This window comes from Verrucomicrobium sp. GAS474, from assembly GCF_900105685.1.
GTDB lineage: Bacteria > Verrucomicrobiota > Verrucomicrobiia > Methylacidiphilales > GAS474 > GAS474.
Map to the genome: position 1 here is coordinate 555,304 of NZ_LT629781.1, position 18,940 is coordinate 574,243.

Consider the following 18,940-nt stretch of genomic DNA (forward strand, 5'->3'; position numbering starts at 1 on the left):
GCCGTTGATTTCGGCCGTTCTCCCTCCCACCGGATGCTTCGCTCGCCGTTTTCGCCCCGCCTGATATAAATCTCCCTATCTTCGGTTTCCTCTCATGTTGCGTTTTTCCCTTTTCGGCGTTTCTGCCCTCTCCCTGTTCCTGGGTGTCTCCCTTCTCCGTGCCGATGCGCCCACGCCGGACGACGCTCTGTGGCTGAAGGTAAAGGGCCCGAATATCGTGACCTCGCCGACCAGCGACGGCGGCGAGCGCCCCTTCGTTCCCGTCGGGATCGGCTACTGCCGCGACGTCATCATCCGGGCGCAGGACGACGAGGTGATGAAGTTCTGCAAGGCGCATAGCCTCAACACGGTCCGCCTCTGTTTCTACGTCCGGCTCTTCAACGGCCGCAAGGACAAGCCGATCGACATCGATCAGCATCTCCGCGACTTCGTCGATCCCGTCGTCCAATCGGCGCGCCGGAACGGCATCTACGTCATCCTTGACGACCACGAGTACCTCAGCTCCCAGATCGACGAACTCAACGCCCGCGGGAAACAGAAGACGGTCCCCTGGAACGAGGAGGAGATGCAGCAATGGACCGACGGGTGGGCCAAGGTCGCCCAGCGCTACCGCGACGAGCCCTACGTCCTCGGCTACGAGGTGATGAACGAGCCCCACGGCATTGCCCCCGAAGAGGCGAGGGAAAAACTCACCCGCGCCCTCAAGGCGATCCGCGCCGTCGACACCCGTCACATTGTCATCCTCGGCAACTGCGATTGGTCCCACTCCCGCACGATGGAACCGACGTGGGGGCCGGTGGCGTCCACGGTCGACAGCCCGTACAACAATGTCGCCTTCTCCTTCCACGACTATCCCCAGGACGACTATCCCTGGAAAGTTCAGAAGAGCATCACGACGTTCCGCGACGCGCACCAGGTGCCCGTCCTCTGCACCGAATTCGGCGCGACGCATTGGAACAAGAGCGAGACGGTCTGCCGCGAGCACGAGGCCGGGCTCCTGGCCCTGTTCGCGCAGGAGCGCGTCGGATGGATGATCTGGGCGCTCAAGGTGCTCCAGGACAATCCCCGCAATTCCTACAACGAGACCGACAAGGTCGGGTTCGGGCCGCCGAAGCAGTTCGATTCATGCGCCTACAGCGATCTGTGGCCTCCCGTTGCTCGGATCATGGCCTCGCCGATGCCGACCAAGGGCAAGGCGGTCCCGGACGCCGCTGCATCCAAATAAGCGAACTCCTGTCCCGCGCCCACCCGATGCGGTTGGCGCAACGGAGTGCGCGGATAGGGGTTTGTGAATGCCTCTTCCTCGGCTCCATCCTCATTTCATTCCCTCCCTCCTACCGATGAAAGCCCAGCCCTTCTTTCCCGACCTGCTCTTCCCCAAGCCGTCCGCTTTGCCTCCGCTGCCCGGAAACTGGCATCGGTGCGGCCGGATCGAGGTTCTCGAACGAAGCGAAGGAGTCGAGATGTCGGAAGGATTCTGCGTCGCGGACCATGACCACGGGGACGGCGAAATCGTCTTCCGGGTCTGCGCGCCGAAGGAGGTTGCGGAAGTCCAGATCTGGGCGGGTTTTCGCGCGAAGGACCGCCACCACCGCTACGTCGTTGCGCTGCGCGGGGGGAATAACGATCAGCTCTACCTCGCCCGCTACGGATCGAACGGTGGATCCCGGTTCCTCGGGATCGCGCCTCTCGGGTTCCATCCCGAGCCCGGGATCTGGTATCGCCTGCGCGTGGTTCTGGAGAGGAACCGCATCCGCGTTTTCCTCGGTGATGAAGCGGAGGCCCGCATCGACGTGATCGACGATGACGGGGGATGGACCGAGGGGGCGGTGGTCCTGGGAGGCGGCTATCTTCCCGCCGTGTATGCGCCGCCGGAGATTGGAAAGGTCCTTGTCGCGGGGGCCGGGGGTCGGATCGCTGCGAAGGAGTCGGAACCTTTGGGGCGGGAACGGCAGCGCCGCCGACAGCGTGCCGCGTATCGCGGTGCGCGGATCGCTTCCGTGGGAGAAGGCCGGACCGAGATCTCCCTCGACGGGGAGTGGCTTTTCGCGCCTGGACAGGAACTCGACGACGAGGCGCAGCCCGTCGGGATCGATGCGGACGATTCGGGTTGGCACCTGCTTCCCGTCCCCAATCTCTGGACTCCCTGCCTCGCATGGCTCCACGGCGAACACGCGTTTCCCCACCTCTCCGGTCTTTCTCAAACCAAGGGCGTCAGCGAAAGAGCCTATCTGGCCGAGATGGCGCGGCTCGACGGCTATACTTTCCCGTGGCGGGAGACGCAGGCCGGGTGGTATCGGCACCATGTCGATCTTCCTGCGGGGCTCGCCGTCCGCAAGGTGGAGCTTTGTTTTGATGCGATCGCGAAGGTTTCCGAGATCTGGGTGAACGGCATCCGGGTCGGCGGCCATGTCGGCATGTTCGGCGAGGTGCTCTGCGACATTTCCCGAGCGATCCGTCCGGGAAAGAACGTCATCGCGGTTCAGGTCCTGCGGAGCCTGAAGACAGGCGAGACGACGAGCGGCCGCGTGGTCGGCTTGGCCGAGTCGGTCGAAGTCACCGAGAAGATGCTCCTCTCCCTGCCCGCCGACATGTACCAGTTCGATCCCGGCGGCATCTGGCAGTCGGTGAGGCTCCTCGTCACCGATCCGGTTTCGATCGACGACATCTTCGTCCAGCCCCGCTTGGACGGAGCCTTATTCGACGTCACGGTGGCCAACGGAGGCGACTCCGCCGAGACGGTGCAGGTAGCCTACGCCATCCATCGTCGCAAAGACGGCGCGCTTCTCTTCGCCGACGAAAACGCGGGCCGGGCGGACGTTCCCTCCACGGGTGAGGCGCAGATCCGGATCACGACGCCGATCCTCGCGCCTCGCCTTTGGTTCCCGCACGATCCCGAGCTGTACGAGGTGACCGTCGAACTGATGCGTGCCGGAAAAAGCATCGACCGCTATCGCGTCGAATTCGGATTCCGCACGTTCACCACCGAGAAGAACCGCTTCCTGCTCAACGGCAAGCCCTACTGGCTTCGCGGGGCCAACCATTTCCCCCACGCGCTCGGTCCCAACGACGAGAAGCTGGCCGACACCTTCACGCGCCTCGCCGTCGAGGGCAACGTGCGGGCCACCCGCTTCCACGTGGCACCCCTCACGAAGGCGTGGGCCTGCGCCGCCGACCGCCACGGCCTCGCCGTCTCTTTCGAGGGAATCTGGCCGTGGCTGATGCTCAACGGAGAACCTCCGGCCGACGCCCTGCTGCAAGCCTGGGAAGACGATTTCGCCTCCCTCGTGAAGCGCTTCCGGAACCATCCCTCCGTCGTCCTCTGGACGGTGAACAACGAGATGAAGTTCTACATCTTCGATAAGGAAAACAAAGAACGGCTCCAGCGCAAGTGGGCCATCGTCTCCCGGATGATCAAGCGGATGCGCGAACTCGATCCCACCCGCCCCGTCGTCGCCGATTCGGGTTATGTCCGGGGCGCCCATATCGAGGACTACCGGAACATCGTCGAGCCGAACGGCTTCGACGACGGGGACGTCGACGACATCCACGAATATTACAGTTGGTATCATCCTTCCTTCACCACCGCGTGGAAGGGGGAGTTCGCGGCGCGCTCGTCGTCGCCGGACCGTCCCTTCATCTGCCAGGAACTTTCCTCGGGCTACCCGCGCAACGACGACGGCCTCCCCGTCCGCTTCTACCTGTTCAATCACCAGACGCCGCAGGCCCTGGTCGGCGACTATGCGTTCGAGCACAACGATCCCGCCCATTTCCTCGCGCGGCACGCCCTCACCACCCGGCAGACGGGCGAGGCCATCCGCCGCACGAACCGGGACAACGCCGCGGGAGCCCTCCACTTCGCCTATCTCACGTGGTTCCGCAACGTCCACGACGCCGCGACGGTGACGCCGTGGGCCCCCTATCACGCTCTCCGTGCCGCGCTCCAGCCGATCCTCCTCAGCCTCGAGCATCTCGGGAGCCGCTGTTACGCAGGGGCCCGTTTGCGTCGGCGTGTCTGCGTCGTGAATGACTCCGAAACCATGGAAGGGCTCCCCGCCTCCCGGCTGGAATGGAGCTTCGTCGACCGAAGCGGGAAGATTCTTTCGCGGGACGGCATCCTCGTGCCTGCCGTTCCTTATTATTCCAACCATTGGGTCGACGTCGAGATCGTCGCGCCCGCGGTCCTCGGGACTCCCCGGGTCGATGGCCGTATCCTCCTTCGGCTTTCGGTCGAAGGTCGGACGCTTGCCGAGAACGCCTACGATTTCACTGTCGCCTCGCGCGAGTGGACTCATCCGGCCGGGGCCTTCCCGGCCCGTGTCAGTCTCTACGACCCCCAAGGCGTCCTGGCGCCGCTCCTTCCCGCCGATTCCTTCACTGCGGCCTCGCTGCTCTCGGAAGCCATGTCGGCCGAGGTAATCGTTGCCGACGCCGCAGATCTGGGAGTCTCGGAGTTGGGCGACTTGCGGAGGTTTGTCGAGGAGGGAGGCCTGCTCTTCCTTTCCCATGCGGGGGAAAAAATGGCGGAGTTCATGCCCGAGGTCGTCAAAGGATACCGCAAAGTCGACGGAGAAATCGTGAATTTCAAACAACCGGAATCGGTCCTCTTCGAGGAGATCGAGCCCCTCGACCTCGCCTGGTTCGAGGGAGGCGCGGCGGAGGCCCTCGCCTGCATCGGGGTCTACGAAATGGACGGCAACGCGCCGGAGGCCTCCCCTCTCGCCGAGTTCTGCGACTTTCACAACTACCTCCAACGCCCCGAGGAGGTTCTCCTCCACAACGGCGTTCCCCTCCTCGAAGCCCGCCTGGGACGGGGTTTCCTCATCGCCAGCGAGATGAACCTCGAGGCTGGCCGGGACGAGCCGGTCGCCGCCCGTCTCTTGAACAACGGCATCGTCCGTTTGGCGCGGATCGCCGCCGCGATGGCGAAGAAACAACCGGCTTTCGCCGCCCGCTGACCGAAACGAGCCGTGAACCCCTCCTCAACTGCGTCGTTGGAGCCGCCTCCGCACGGAGCTCCGGCGCTTCCGCCGGAGGAGCCCTACCATGTGGGCACGCTTCGCTACACGCGGCGCGGGCTGCTCGTCTTGGCCCTCTGGCTGCTGGGGGGAGACTTCGCCTTCGTCTTCTTCGAAAGCATCTTCAGCCGCTTCATGCCGCTTTATCTCAAGGACCTTCATGCCTCGAACGCCTTGATCGGCATCATGACGGGAAGTTTCGCCGGGATTGTGAACATCCTTTTCCTTCCCCAGATCAGCCAGTGGAGCGACCGCCATCGCGGCCGCTTCGGCAGGCGGATTCCTTTCCTGCTCGCGGTCGCCCCGCTCACCGTCGCCTCCCTCGTCGGGGTGGGATTTGCCCCGGAGATCGCCGCGTGGCTCCAGGCCCATGCTCCGGGCCGCCTTGCGGCGGTCGCTTCCGAAACGACGGTGGTCCTCTCTCTCCTCTGCGTCTTCGTCGTCTCCTTCCATTTCTTCAACATGGTGCTGGTCAACGCCTACGGCTGGCTCCTGCGCGACGTGGTCCCGCAGGAGCTGATGGCCCGCTTCCTGTCGTGGTTCCGCATCGTCGGCACCGCGAGCACCTTCTGCTTCCTCTGGATCGTCTTTCCCCATATGGAAGCCCACCGGAAGGGCATCTTCGCCGGGATCGGCCTCTTCTATCTCGCGGCGTTCCTGCTGATGTGCGCCAAGGTTCGGGAAGGTACCTATCCCGAGATGGCTCCCGGAAAGGCGCGCCCCGGCCTTCTGCAATCCTTCCTTCCTTATTTCAAGGAATGCCTCCGTTTTCCGATCTATCGCCATTTCTTCGCCGCCAGCGTTTTGGGAGTCCTGGCGACGGCCTGCGCGGGACCCTTCGCGATTCTCTTCGCCCGGGAGACGCTCGGCTTCGATATGGATTCCATGGGAAAGCTGTTGGCCTGGGGGGCCGCCGCTTCCGCCGCGGTCTATTTCCCCATGGGGTGGTTGTGCGACCGTTTCGGAGCCCTGCGCGTGGCGCTCCTCGCCCTGGTCGTCCTCGTACTGGTCTCCCTCCTGGCCCTGTTCCTGGTTCACGGACAAAGGAGCTACCTGATCTATACCGTCGTCTGGGCGCTTCCGACCGTGGGGTGGACGCTCGGCTCCTACGCCGCCATGATGAAGCTCTTCCCCAAGGAAAAATTCGGCCAGTTCTCCTCCGCCTCGAACGTCTTCGGCTGCGGCGCCCTCATCGTCGGAAACTACGCCATCGGCCGATTCATCGACCTTGTCCACGGAGACTACCGGATGACCTTCCTATGGAGCGCCGTCCTCTTTGCCTTGGCGATTTACCCCATGTCCCTCGTCTACCGCTACTGGAAACAGCACGGAGGCCCCGACAATTACGTCCCTCCCTTGCCGGAAGTGGTTTTCCCTCCGAAGGCATCCCATTCTTAGACTTTCTATGCATTTCAAAGCGTTTCGCCGTTGTTCGGTCCCGTGGCAGGCCGCGTTCCTAAGCACGATCCTCACCGCCGCAGCGGGGACCGCCGTTTTCGCGGAGACGCCGGAGGACGCGGGAATCGCCGCGATCAAGGCGTTGGCTCTCGACGCCGGGACTGTGGTGGAGGCGACCCACGAGGATGCCCCCACGGTGACGCTCCCGGACGGCAAGACCCTCGATCGTCTTCCTTCCCGGACTGTCGTGAAGATCGTCCTCAATCCGGCCAAAGGATCGAACATCAGGGTCGAGATCTGGCTGCCCGACGCCGGGAAATGGAACGGGCGCCTGCTGGGACAGGGCAACGGCGGGGCCGCCGGGGGCATCCCCCTGGGGAGCTTGGCAGGCCCCCTCGCCGGTGGCTACGCTGTGGCGACGACAGACATGGGAACCTCCCCGAATGCGGACTCCGGGATCGGGAATCCCGAGGTCTGGAAGGATTTCGGCTTCCGGGCCACTCATCTGATGACGGTCGTCGCCAGGCAGGTCGTCAAAGCTTATTACGGCAGGGGGCCAGATTACGCCTACTTCAACGGCCGCTCCACGGGCGGCCAGCAGTCGCTTCAGGAAGCCCAGCGCTATCCCGAGGATTACGACGGCATCGTCGGGAGCGTCCCCGCGCACTGCCGGACGCCTCTCCACGCCTATTTCCTCTGGAACGATCAGATCCTCGCCAAGTGCCCCTTCACGCCCTCCCAGGAGAAAAACGTCATCGACGCGGGTGTCGAATACATGGCGTCCCGGGAGGTCCCGGCCCTCGCCGGGAAAATGGTCTCCGATCCCCGGTGCGACGGGAAGGACATCGAGGCCGTTATCCAGTTGGCGATGCAGAAGGATCCCTCCCTCACTCCGGCGCACGCGGCGGCGCTCCGGAAACTCTTTGACGGGCCGCGAAGCACCACGACGGGCGAGCGCATCTTCGACGGGGTTCCCTTCGGCAGTCCTCTCGATGCCCTCTCCCACGGGAATCTCTACCTCTTCAAGTGGGTCTTCGGGAAAGACAAGGATTTGGGGACGATCGACTTCGGGAAAGACATCGATACCTACACCGCCGCGCTCGGCCCCTACCTCAACGCGGAGAGCCTCGACCTGGCACCCTTCGCGGCCCGGGGCGGCAAGCTCCTCATGGCCTCGGGCGCGGCCGACTCGTGCGTTCCCTACACCGCCACGCTCGACTACTACGAGCGGGTCGTCGAGCGATTCGGCGGGGACCTCCCGAAGGTGCAGGCGTTCTTCCGCTATTTCATCATCCCCGGCCTGACCCACCGGACCGGGCCGTTGAATAACCTGCCGAACCTGCTCGAGCTCGTCATCCAATGGCGGGAGAAAGGCGTCGCGCCCGGGGAGATCCGCGCCCGGCGTATCGTCGACGGCAAGACGGAGATCGACGTCCCCATCTATCCCTATCCCGCGAAGGCGGCTTGGGATGAGGCGGCTTCCGCCTACAAGGCGATCGATGGGCCGCGCGGCGGGGTGGAGCGGATTGCGGAACGGTTCAGGCCACCGGCGGCGGAATAACAGGTGATAAACCTGCTCTGAAACCAAATCATCGGCTGCGAATCAGCTCGAAACCTTCGAAACCCTCCCATGCTTATTTCTCCCAAACTCCTTGCCAAAGTACGCCGCCTTGTCGGCACCTACGAAGCTCTCATTTTCCGCTCCTGGGGGGAAATCCCGGTCGAGGCCCAGGAAACCTGTGAACATTTCCGGACCGTTCCTCCCTCCGGCTGGACCCCGATTGAGAAGGGCTTCGTCTGGGGCGAACCATGGGGAAATGCGTGGTTCCGGGGAACGGCGGTCGTTCCTGATGCCGAAGCCGGAGTCCCGGTCTATATTCGGGCGCACACCGACGGGGTGGAAACCCTTCTCTGGGTCGACGGACGGCCCCGCGGCCTCTTCGCCCACGCCACCGAGGCCGCGGCGCGCGGCGGCCATCACACGCTTTTGCTCGACGCGAACCCGCAGCCTGGACGGGGTTACGAGATCTCCCTCGAAAGCTATGCCGGGCACCCCGTCTGCGGCACTCAGCCCTTTGACGACTGGGAGAAGCAGGTGGACTATCCCTCCCGGTTCCGGCGGATCTTCCGGGGCGTCGAGCTGCTTGCCCGCCGGGACGACGTGAAGGATTTCGTCTTTGATCTTCGGGCCTTGGTCCAACTCGCGGAAGCCTTGCCGGACGACAGCTTCCGGCGCGCGAAGATCCAGAACGGGCTGGAGGCGATCTTCCGCCTCGTTTACCAGCATCCGGGCGACCGGGACGAAACGGCATGGCGCCCTCCCCTGGGCGAGGCGCGATCGATCATGGTGGCCCTGCTGGCCGTTCCCAATGCCCCGTCCGCGCCGCGCGCGGGCCTGATCGGCCACTCTCACATGGACACCGCCTGGACGTGGCCCATCAGCGAGACGATCCGGAAGTGCGCCCGCACGTACTCCAACGTCCTCAGCCTGATGGAGCAGTATCCCGAATATCTCTTCGCCCAGAGCTCGCCGTACCATGCCGAGATGATGCGGCTTCATTACCCCGAAATCTTCGCGGGCATGCAGCGGCGGATCGCCGAGGGACGGTGGGAACCGCTGGGAGGGATGTGGATCGAGTGCGACTGCAACCTGACGTCGGGTGAATCGATGATCCGGCAGTTCCTCCGGGGCATCGCCTACACCCGGGAGCATTTCGGTTACCGGCCCGACACGTTCTGGCTTCCCGACACCTTCGGCTATAGCGCCGCCCTTCCCCAGATCCTGCGGGGCTGCGGCCTCCGCTATTTCCTTACGACGAAGCTGACCTGGAACGACACGAACACGTTTCCCTACGACACGTTCCGCTGGCGCGGACTCGACGGTTCCGATGTCCTTGTCCATTTCAACGACATCCATTGCTGGCCCGACCCGGCGACGCTCGTGGCGAAAATCCACGGCGGCGGACCGGGCGATTTCCGGAAGACCGCCAACTACGTCCAGCACAAGGAAGTCAACGACCGCCGCCTCATCTCCTACGGGTTCGGCGACGGCGGCGGCGGCCCGCAATACGAGATGATCGAGATGGCCCGCCGCTGCCGGGACACCGAGGGATGCCCCAAGGCGGAACACGTCACGGTCAGCCGCTTCATGCAGGAGCTCGAGGAAACCTCGCGCAAGATCCCTGTTCACGACGGCGAACTCTACTTCGAGGGGCACCGCGGGACGCTGACCCAGATCCATCGCATCAAGCGGGGCAATCGCCGCGCCGAACTCGCGCTCCGCGAAGCCGAGTTCCTGGCGGTGGCGCGGCGGAAGGAGGCCCCTGAATTGGCCGCGCTCTGGGATCTCCTCCTCGTGAATCAATTCCACGATATCCTGCCCGGCACGTCGATTCCCCAGGTCCACGACCGGGCGATCGGTGAATTGGAGGAAGTGGTGGAAGGCGCGATCTCCCTGGGGCGACGATTGATCGGCGCTCCGGGGGCCGATCGCGTCACGCTGTGGAACAGCCTCTCTTGGCCGCGCAAGGGACCGCTGCGCGTGCGGGGGCTGAGCCCCGGAACCGCCCCGGCGGGCCCCGGCATCGTCGCGCAGATCGTGCGCGACCTGGACGATGTCGAGGAGGCCGTCGTTTCGGGCGTCGAAGTGCCGCCCCTGGGATCGGTCTCCGTTGCCGTGGTTTCGCCTGCCGGGGGGCCGTCGCCGTTCCGCTACCGGGGCGAGGTTCTCGAAACGCCTTTTTTCACGGCGCGATTCGACGCCCAAGGCTATCTCGACTCCCTCTTCGACAAGGCGGCGGGACGCGAGCTGCGGGGAAGCGGCCTTCCGCTCAACGCCTTCCTGGCCGGGGAGGACGTCCCCGAGTCGTGGGACAACTGGGACATCGACGAGGATCAAAAGCTCAAGATGGCGCTCCAGACCCGGCTGGTCCGGCGCGAGGTCGTCGCCGACGGCCCCCTGGAGTTCCGCCTTCGGAGCGAATACCGGATCGACCAACGCTCGCGCCTCCGCCAGGACATGATCTTCCGCGCCGACACGCCTCAAATCGACTTCGACACCGAAGTGGAATGGGATTCCCCCCATACTCTCCTGAAGGCCGCCTTTCCCCTGAACCTCCGGGCTGGCTCGGCGCGCCACGAGATTCAATTCGGCCACGCCGTCCGTCCCACGGTCAGGAACACCAGCCATGAACGGGCGATGTTCGAGGTCTGCCAGCACAAGTGGACCGCCGTCTCGGAGACGCGCTACGGCGTCGCCCTGCTCAACGACGGGAAATACGGCCTTTCCACGGAGGGGGCCGAGCTGCACCTCACCCTCATGAAGGGCGGCTGCCATCCCGATCCCCGGGGCGACAAGGGCCGCCACCGGTTCCGCTACGCGCTGCTGCCGCACAGGGGAGCTTTCTCCGCGGAGGCCGTCATCCGGCCCGCCTACGAATTCAACGTCCCCCTTTCATCGGGGAACGCCCCTGCCGCGCCATCCCTCTTCCTCCTCGACCTGCCGCACGTCGTCGTCGAGGCGGTGAAGCCTGCCGCCGATGGCCGGGGCCATATCGTCCGCTTCTACGAGGCCGAGGGCTGCGCCGGCCGGGGAACGTTGGAATTCCCCGCCCGCCCCGCCCGCGTTCTGGCGACGAACCTGTTGGAGGAAGACCTCGAAGAAATACCCTTCGCCAACGACTTGGTTCCCCTTGCGTTCCGTCCCTTCGAGATCAAAACTATTCGGGTTATCGCGGCGTCTTCTCCGCCTTAGCCGAAGTTTCCACTCATGAATCGCTCCTTCTTCCTTTCGGGACTCCTCTTCTGCTGCTGTGGCTTTGATACCCTCCGCGGCACCGATCTCTCCGCGAGCTACGATTGGAAGCCGATGAAGGTCGGCGGGGGCGGCTGGGTCGTCGGCATGGATATCAGTCCCACGGAGAAGAACCTGATCTACATCCGCACCGACGTCTCGGGCGGCTATCGGTGGAACGCCGAGACCTCGACGTGGAAGCAGGTCGTCACCTCCTCGAGCATGCCGAAGGAATACGTCGAGTACGGCAAGTACTCGGGCGTCGACAGCCTCGTGAGCGCGCCGAAGGACCCGAACGTCGCCTACATGGCCTTCTCCAAGCAGGTCTTCCGGAGCGCCGACCGGGGTGAGACCTGGAAAGCGACGACGTTCGGAACCCACGATCTCGCGATGGACTCGAACGGCGAGGGGAGGCAGGAGGGGGAGCGGCTCGCCGTCGACCCGAACAACAGCGACATCGTCTACTACGCCTCGATCGCGAACGGTCTCTGGCTCACTCCCGACGGCGGAGCCACGTGGAGCAAGGTGGCCGCGATCCCGGCGGGCAAGCTGCCCCACGGCGTCAACACCGTCGTCTTCGACAAGGGGAGCGCCACTCTCCCGGCGAAGGGGGAGACCGTGAAAACGAGCGTCCTCTACGTCACCGTCGAGGAGGCGGGCATTTTCAAGAGCGCCGACGCGGGTGCCACGTGGACGAACATCGCGGCCTCGGCTACCGGCACCCCTGGTCCCGGAGTGAAGGTCCGCAACGCGAAGATCGGCCCGGACCGCACCTACTTCGTCGCCTGCGACAACGACAAGGGAGCCGTCGGCTCGGTCTGGAAGCTCAACGTCGCCGGGGAGTGGACGAACATCACCCCGCCCCCGCCGAACGGCGGAAGCCAATCCTATGTCGACATCGCCGTCGACCCGTTCGACGCCCATCATCTCCTCGCCATGGAGAACGGCGGCAAGTGCTTCCTCTCGACCGACCAGGGCGCAACGTGGACCTACCATTTCTTCCGGCTCGAGAGCGCGAAGATCGAGTGGCTCGGCAAGCAGGAGAACTACTGGCTGAGCGTCGGCGAACTCGCCTTCGATCCGTTCGACCGGGGCAAACTCTGGTTTGCGGAGGGCTTCGGCGTCTGGTGGGCGAAGGACCTCGCCGCAGTCCAGATCCCCTGGCAGGCCGAGAGCGCGGGAATCGAGGAAGTCTGCGCCCGTGAGATCGTCGCCCCGCCCGGGGGCAAGCCGGTCGGCGCGGTGTGGGACGCGGGCGTCTTCTATTTCAGCGATCCCGATGTGTACACCGCAAAACGGGCGCTGCCCTACTTCATGGCGTGCTGGTCGATCGACTGGTGCCCCGCCGATCCGAAATTCATCGCCGCCCTTTTCCGGAACAACCTCAACTTCGGCCCGATGCCGAGACAGGCGGGCTACTCGACCGACGGCGGGCTGACGTGGAAGCGGTTCCCCGCCGCCGAGAACAAGACCCTCCCTCCCGGCCTCGATTACGGCATCGTCGCCGTCTCCGCGAACACTCCCGACCACATCGCCTGGTGTCCCGCGTTCACCAAGCTCCCGTTCTACACCGCCGACCGGGGTGCGACGTGGCAGCAATCCGATTGCGGCGAGCTGAAGGCGACGGGGATGTCCCCGATCCATTCGGGCCAGCGGCCGATCTGCGCCGACCGCGTCCTACCCGATACGTTCTATCTCTACACGACGAGTGACGGCGTCTACCGCTCGACCGACGGGGGAGCGCACTATGCCAAGGTCGGCGGACCGTCCTGCCCCGGACGGACCAACGCGCTCCTCAAGGCGGTGCCGGGCCACGGCGGTGACCTCTGGTTCGCCGAGGAGTCGGGCGGCGGCCTGTGGCACTCGACCGACGGCGGTGCCAAGTGGGAGGCCCTTCCCGGCTTCCAGCGTTGCATGACCATCGGCTTCGGCAAGGCGCAGACCGAGGATGGCTACCCGACGCTCTACGTCGACGCCATCCGCGGCGGCGTCACCGGCATCTACCGCTCCACCGACACGGGAGCCACCTGGGACAAGATCTGCGACTACCCCCTCGGCCTCTTCGAGTGGGTCAACTCGATCGACGGGGACAAGGAAGTCTTCGGCAAAGTCTACCTCGGCTTCGCCCAGGCCGGTTTCGCCTACGGCGCGCTCAAAGAGCAGTCCAATCCCTGAACTTCCTTTGCCCGACGGATACGACGCATCCCAAATCTGAAAGATTTTTGAGAACTCCACACGATCCAGGAATATCTGCGTCTGAGAACCCTTGAATATGCATCATGTCGACGCCCTATATCGACCGATTGTCCTGAAACGAGACATCCATTCGGACGGTCGGCATATGCAGTGCCGCTTTGACGAATCCCACAGGCAAATGATAGGAGCCAAAGAAACAGCCGAAACGTCTGCGGCAACAGCGAAGCGATTTGGTTTGGGGAAAAGAACGGTGAGCGCGTGGTGGAAAACCTAGTCCCCCTTCCGATCGATACAATCGACGATCCCCCTCGTATTCGATCTATTTTCATCCGCAGGAAACTGGGCAACTCTAGGCGTCCGTGGATGTCGCCAATGACATAAGTGACGGCTGGGATCAAACTAGCCAACCGGGCTTGGATCCTGATAACTGTGCGAGGCCATTCCCTCTCTTCTCATGGCAGGCGCGAGTGGAAAATCGGAATCAAGCTGCGGACTCAGGTCACATTATGGGTTGATTTTGATACTCTCGGCCACGTTATGCCTTAAAGCAGGCAAGATTCGTTTTTGACCCTCAGAGAAGAGAATGCCAGATTATGGGTGAATGCCTGGCCAAATTACGAGTAAGGCTCATCCGGCTCCCTCAAGCCGCCGCAAACACAACCGCAACCGCCAGCACCGGTGCCGGCGGTTACTTGCCCTGCTCGATTTCGGCCCACTCGGCGGGGGAGAGGCGGAGGGCGACGGCGGCGACGTTCTCTTCCAGATGGGCGAGCGAGGAGGTTCCCGGGATCGGGAGCATCGCGGGGGAGCGCTGGAGCAGCCACGCGAGGGCCAATTGGCCGATCGTCGCGCCGTGCCGCTGCGCCGCCTGGTCGAGCTTCCCGCCCGGCTTCACCAGATCGCCCCCGGCGATGGGGAACCACGGGATGAAACCGACGCCTTTCTTTTCGCACCAGTCGACGACGTCCTCGTGCTTGCGGTCGCCGAGGTTGTAGAGATTCTGGACGCTGACGATGGGGACGGTCTTCTGCGCCCGCTCGATCTCCTCCACCGTCACCTCGGAGAGGCCGATGTGGCGGATCTTCCCGGCCTGCTGCAATTCCTTCAGCGCGCCGAGCGTTTCCTCGACCGGCACCTGGGGGTCGATCCGGTGGAGTTGATAGAGGTCGATCCGTTCGAGGCGGAGGCGGCGCAGGCTCAGCTCGACGCATTGGCGGAGGTATTCGGGTCGTCCGACGGGGGCCCACTGGCCGGGGCCGGAGCGAGTCAATCCGCCCTTGGTGGCGATGACCAGTCCGGCGGGATAGGGATGGAGGGCCTCGGCGATGAGGACTTCGCTGACTTCGGGGCCGTAGGAATCGGCAGTGTCGATGAAGTCGATCCCCAGCTCGACGGTCCGGCGCAGCACGCGCTTCGCCGCCTCGCGGTCCTTCGGATAGTTCCAGATCCCCTCGCCGGTGATCCGCATCGCGCCGAAGCCGAAGCGGTGGACCGGCATATCGCCGCCGAGGGTGAACGTTCCGCCGGCGACGACTGGGGAGGAGGAATTCATCCCCCTATTCTAGGGCCAATCGGCATTCCGGCAAGCCGCCCGCAAAGGGAGTGGGTGAAGTCGCCGACCTATGCTATTCTCTCTCGCCATGAAAGCCTCTTCCTCCCCCTCCTCGTTCGACGTCGTCATCCTCGGCGGGGGGAGCGCCGGGTATGCGGCGGCGCGGACGGCGGCGGGGCTGGGGGTGAAGGTCGCGGTGATCGACGGGGCGAAGGACCTCGGCGGGCTCTGCATCCTGCGGGGCTGCATGCCGACGAAGGCGCTCCTCGAATCGGCCCACCGCTGGAACGAGATCAAACGCGCGGGCGAGTTCGGCCTCCGGGTGAAGCCCCTCGCCCCCGACCTGAAGGCGATCCTGAAGCGGAAGGACCAGCTGATCGCCGGATTCGCCGACTACCGCGTCGGCCAGTTGGAGAAAGGGAAATTCACCCTGATCCGGGGCATGGCCCGCTTCGTCGATCCCCGCACCGTCGAGGTGAACGGGAAGAAGATCACGGGCAAGGCCTTCATCATCGCGACCGGCTCCGTCGTCGCCTCGGTGCCGGTCCCCGGCCTGGAGGAGACGGGCTACCTGACGAGCGACGACGCGCTGAAACTCGCCCCCCTCCCGAAGTCGCTGATCGTCCTCGGCGCGGGGGCGGTCGGGGTCGAGTTCGCCCAATTCTACGCCCACCTCGGGACGAAGGTGACGGTCCTCCAGCGGAGCCCGCAGATCCTGAAGTCGTTCGACGCCGACACCGCCGCCGAGGTGGAGCGGGCGTTCCGCGACGGCGGGATCGATCTCCGCACCGGGACGAAGCTCCTCTCGGTCGCCAAGAAAGGAACGAAGACCGAGGTCCGCTTCGAGCAGGACGGAAAGAAGGCGCGCGTGACTGCCGACCTTCTCCTCAACGCCCTGGGCCGCCGTCCGGCGCTCGCCTCGCTGAATCTCCCGGCGGCGGGCATCCCCCTCGGCGAGGGCGGGAAGATCGCCGTCGACGCCAAGCGGGGGCTGCGGACGAAGGCGGCCCACATCTTCGCGGCGGGCGACGCGGCGGGACTCCACGAGGTCGTCCACTCCGCGATCGCACAGGGGGAGATCGCGGCGAAGAACGCGGCGGTCCTGGCCCTCGGCTCGAAAAAGACCCTTCCCTACGCCGACCCGATCCCGCTCGAGATCGTCTTCACCGAGCCCGAGGCGGCCCGCGCGGGGATGACGGAGAAGGAGGCCCGCGCGAAGGGAATCGATTGCCTCGTCGCCTCCTATCCCTTCAACGACCACGGGAAGGCGAACATCATGGGAGCCGAGCACGGCGTGGTGAAACTCGTCGCCGACCGGAAGGGGAAGCTCCTCGGCGGGCAATACGTCGGCCCCCACGCCTCCGACCTGATCCACGAGCTGGTCCCGCTGCTCCACTTCGGCGCGACGGCGGCGGAGCTGGCCGCGATGCCCCACTACCACCCGACGCTAGCGGAGATCATCACCTATCCGGCGGAGGAAATCGCCGACATGGTGCAGGCTGCAGCGGCAAAGGTGAAAAAGGTAGGGTAACGCTTCCATGCGTTCGTTTTCGGTTTTCTAACTCTCCGGGAGGGCGGGGAAGACCTCGAAGTGGAGGCTCCGCTCGGTCATCTCGTTCAGCGCGAGGCGGACGTCATGGAAGGCCTCGCCGAGGCGGTCGAAGAGGGGCCGCCGCCGCATCCGCGCCGCCTCGGGGCATTGGGCGGCGGCCCGGTACCCGGCGCTCCCGACGGCCTCGTAGAAGCCGACCGCCGGGGCGCCCCGCCGCCGTTCCCGCGCCTCCAACGTCTCCTTGAAGACGCCGCTCTGGAAGAGGGCGAAGTCGGCGAGGTTCAGCCGCCGGTGGAAGGCGCGGCCCGCCGGGGCCTGCTCGGCGGCGGCGAGGAGGTCGCTGAGGTAGCCGAGGCTCCGCGCCCCCTTCGCGGGCCGGGCCTCCCCCTCCAGGACCTCGTCGAGGTGCTCCCGCCGCACGAAGGCGGCGAGGACGGCGGCGACGTAGCCGCCGAGCTCCCGGTCGGCCGGGGCGTCGAAGCCCCGGCGCAGCAGCGCGCGCCGGACGAGGACGTGGAAATAGAACGCCGTGGAAAGGCCGATGGCGGCGGGCTTCTCGACGAAGGCCTCGTAGATCAGCGGCTCGTCGAGGAGGCGCTCGCACTCCTCCTCGTCGGCCAGGAGGCGGAGCAGCGCGTTCGCCGCCGGAGAGCCGGGATCGCCCGCCAGCGTGCGGGTCAGGAAATCGACATCGCATTCGGTCAACTGGGGAAGGCGGGGAGCTTGCACCATGAATCTCTTGGAGCATAATCAATGCCAACGCTTTACCACCGCTTTCATGACCTTCCCCACCCCCCAGCAAAAGCCCGAGGACATCTTCGACCTCGTCGACGAGAACGACGCCGTGATCGGGCGGGAACGGCGCTCCGTGATCCACCGCGAGGGGCTCCGCCACCGCGCCGTCCACCTCCTCCTCTACAACGGGAAGGGCGAGGTCTTCCTCCAGCGGCGCTCCCCGGCGAAGGACATGAACCCCGACTGCTGGGACTCCTCGTGCAGCGGCCACGTCGACTCGGGCGAGACCTACGACGTCGCCGCCGTGCGCGAACTCGTCGAGGAACTCGGCGTCGTCATGACCCTCGCCACCCTCCTTCCGATCGAGAAGATCGAGGCGAACCCGGGAACGGCGAACGAATTCGTCCAGGTCTACCGGGGCCGCCACGACGGGCCTTTTGTCCTCTGCCCGGAAGAAATTACCGACGGCCGCTTCTTCCCCCCCGCCGAGATCGACGCCCGGATCGAGGCCGCCCCGCGCGAATTCTCCCCCGCCTTCCGCCACATCTGGGGCCGGGTTCGGGACCGGTTCCCTTCCGCCCAAGCCTGATTGGCTTGCCTCCGGCAGGCGATTCGGGAAAAGATAGCCCCTCCCTCCTCCACTATTATGGCTTCCTCCAAAGGCATTCTCTATTCGAGCCTCACCCTCATCGGCCCCGACCGGAAGGGGATCATCGCCCGCTTCACCCAGCTCTTCTTCCAGCTCGGCGCGAACATCGAGGGCCTGGAGGAGCAGGTCGCCCGGGGCCGCTTCAGCATGACCGTCCTCGCCTCGTGGGACAAAAAGAAGGTCAACCCCGAGGCCGCCCGCGCCGTCCTGCTGCGCGAGGCCGAGGCCGTCCACATGGAGGCGACCCTCCGCTTCGAGACCCCCGGCGAGCCGAAGATGGCGATCCTCGTCACGAAGGAGCCGCACATCCTCGAAGGCCTCCTCGCCGCCACCGGCCTCGGCAAGACGAAGGGAAAGAAGACGAAGAAGACCCTTCCCTGCCGCCCCGTCGTCGTCATCGGGAACCGGCCCGACCTCGAGCCCCTCGCCAAGAAGGCGGGCCTCCCCTTCCACCTCGTCGACTACAAGGACCGCGCCAAGGCCGAGGCCGAAATCCGCCGCCTCCTCGATTCCTACGGCGCCCAGTTCCTCGTCCTCGCCCGCTTCATGAAGATCCTCTCCCCCGACTTCGTCTGGCGGTGGAAGAACAAGATCATCAACATCCACCCCTCCCTCCTCCCCGCCTTCCCCGGCGCGAACGCCTACCGGCAGGCCTTCGAGAAGGGCGTGAAAGTCTTCGGCGTCACCGCCCACTTCGCCACCCCCCAACTCGACGAAGGACCGATCCTCGCCCAGGAAGCCGCCACTGTCGGCATCGGGGAACCGCTCTCGGAGATCGTCCGCAAGGGACAGCTACTGGAGACGAAATGCCTCCTCGCCGGGGTGAAGCTCTTCCTCACGAGGAAACTCGATATCTACTGGGGCCGGGTGCATAGCGCGGAGTAGGCCATGGCCACGGTCCAACGCGTCAGCCCCGTGATGGGCGCCGCCGATTTGGGCGAGACACTCGCTGGGTGTCTGGGCTTTGTGGGGCAGAAGACGGGGTAGGGGGGGCGCGGGTTGGGGGGTGCCCTTCGGGACTTGCGCGGTCGACCCTGTACAGCTGGAG

11 protein-coding genes are annotated in these 18,940 nt (G+C 65.2%); 9 read left to right on the forward strand and 2 right to left on the reverse strand.

The genetic code is table 11. From position 1 onward, the window contains the following. Positions 1–94 precede the first annotated feature (94 nt). The 6 genes from BLU04_RS02365 (at position 95) to BLU04_RS02390 (ending at position 13,383) form a co-directional block, all read left to right on the forward strand. Positions 95–1,225, forward strand: coding sequence for a cellulase family glycosylhydrolase (locus tag BLU04_RS02365; protein WP_093281731.1), 1,131 nt, complete (start codon positions 95–97; stop codon positions 1,223–1,225). Positions 1,226–1,340: 115 nt separating this feature from the next. After that, complete coding sequence (locus BLU04_RS02370) at positions 1,341–4,958, forward strand: glycoside hydrolase family 2 TIM barrel-domain containing protein (protein WP_162274616.1); 3,618 nt, start codon at positions 1,341–1,343, stop codon at positions 4,956–4,958. Positions 4,959–5,048: 90 nt separating this feature from the next. Then, entirely contained in the window at positions 5,049–6,416 is a 1,368-nt protein-coding gene (locus BLU04_RS02375; RefSeq protein WP_093281736.1) for an MFS transporter, read from the forward strand. A 7-nt stretch (positions 6,417–6,423) separates the two neighbouring features. After that, a complete protein-coding gene (locus BLU04_RS02380; RefSeq protein ID WP_093281739.1) occupies positions 6,424–7,977 on the forward strand; it encodes a tannase/feruloyl esterase family alpha/beta hydrolase in 1,554 nt (517 codons plus the stop codon). A gap of 69 nt (positions 7,978–8,046) precedes the next feature. Further along, positions 8,047–11,169, forward strand: coding sequence for a glycoside hydrolase family 38 C-terminal domain-containing protein (locus BLU04_RS02385; RefSeq protein ID WP_093281741.1), 3,123 nt, complete (start codon positions 8,047–8,049; stop codon positions 11,167–11,169). Between the two features lie 15 nt (positions 11,170–11,184). Next, positions 11,185–13,383, forward strand: a complete 2,199-nt coding sequence (locus BLU04_RS02390) for a sialidase (protein WP_093281744.1) — start codon at positions 11,185–11,187, stop codon at positions 13,381–13,383. Positions 13,384–14,092: 709 nt separating this feature from the next. Here the strand turns inward: BLU04_RS02390 and BLU04_RS02395 are convergent. After that, positions 14,093–14,956, reverse strand: a complete 864-nt coding sequence (locus tag BLU04_RS02395; RefSeq protein ID WP_093281746.1) for an aldo/keto reductase — start codon at positions 14,954–14,956, stop codon at positions 14,093–14,095. A gap of 88 nt (positions 14,957–15,044) precedes the next feature. On the opposite strand from BLU04_RS02395, the gene BLU04_RS02400 reads away from it, so the two are divergent. After that, positions 15,045–16,487 (forward strand): dihydrolipoyl dehydrogenase, encoded by a 1,443-nt coding sequence (locus BLU04_RS02400; RefSeq protein ID WP_093288410.1) that lies wholly within the window; start codon positions 15,045–15,047, stop codon positions 16,485–16,487. Between the two features lie 27 nt (positions 16,488–16,514). Here the strand turns inward: BLU04_RS02400 and BLU04_RS02405 are convergent, their stop codons facing one another. Beyond that, positions 16,515–17,240: a hypothetical protein gene (locus BLU04_RS02405; protein ID WP_093281749.1), complete on the reverse strand. Its 726-nt coding sequence runs from the start codon at positions 17,238–17,240 to the stop codon at positions 16,515–16,517. Between the two features lie 46 nt (positions 17,241–17,286). On the opposite strand from BLU04_RS02405, the gene BLU04_RS02410 reads away from it, so the two are divergent. Both BLU04_RS02410 and BLU04_RS02415 read left to right on the forward strand, forming a co-directional pair. After that, positions 17,287–17,832, forward strand: coding sequence for an NUDIX domain-containing protein (locus BLU04_RS02410; RefSeq protein ID WP_093281751.1), 546 nt, complete (start codon positions 17,287–17,289; stop codon positions 17,830–17,832). Between the two features lie 57 nt (positions 17,833–17,889). Further along, on the forward strand, positions 17,890–18,777 hold the full coding sequence (locus tag BLU04_RS02415; protein ID WP_093281753.1) for a formyltransferase family protein: 888 nt from the start codon (positions 17,890–17,892) through the stop codon (positions 18,775–18,777). The last annotated feature ends 163 nt before the right edge of the window (positions 18,778–18,940 follow it).

Bases quoted from the DNA above. Each gene is read 5' to 3' on its own strand.
- BLU04_RS02405 (WP_093281749.1), bottom strand. From the start codon at position 17,240: ATGGTGCAAGCTCCCCGCCTTCCCCAGTTGACCGAATGCGATGTCGAT.
- BLU04_RS02385 (WP_093281741.1), top strand. From the start codon at position 8,047: ATGCTTATTTCTCCCAAACTCCTTGCCAAAGTACGCCGCCTTGTCGGC.
- BLU04_RS02380 (WP_093281739.1), top strand. From the start codon at position 6,424: ATGCATTTCAAAGCGTTTCGCCGTTGTTCGGTCCCGTGGCAGGCCGCG.
- BLU04_RS02390 (WP_093281744.1), top strand. From the start codon at position 11,185: ATGAATCGCTCCTTCTTCCTTTCGGGACTCCTCTTCTGCTGCTGTGGC.
- BLU04_RS02365 (WP_093281731.1), top strand. From the start codon at position 95: ATGTTGCGTTTTTCCCTTTTCGGCGTTTCTGCCCTCTCCCTGTTCCTG.
- BLU04_RS02410 (WP_093281751.1), top strand. From the start codon at position 17,287: ATGACCTTCCCCACCCCCCAGCAAAAGCCCGAGGACATCTTCGACCTC.
- BLU04_RS02395 (WP_093281746.1), bottom strand. From the start codon at position 14,956: ATGAATTCCTCCTCCCCAGTCGTCGCCGGCGGAACGTTCACCCTCGGC.
- BLU04_RS02370 (WP_162274616.1), top strand. From the start codon at position 1,341: ATGAAAGCCCAGCCCTTCTTTCCCGACCTGCTCTTCCCCAAGCCGTCC.
- BLU04_RS02415 (WP_093281753.1), top strand. From the start codon at position 17,890: ATGGCTTCCTCCAAAGGCATTCTCTATTCGAGCCTCACCCTCATCGGC.
- BLU04_RS02400 (WP_093288410.1), top strand. From the start codon at position 15,045: ATGAAAGCCTCTTCCTCCCCCTCCTCGTTCGACGTCGTCATCCTCGGC.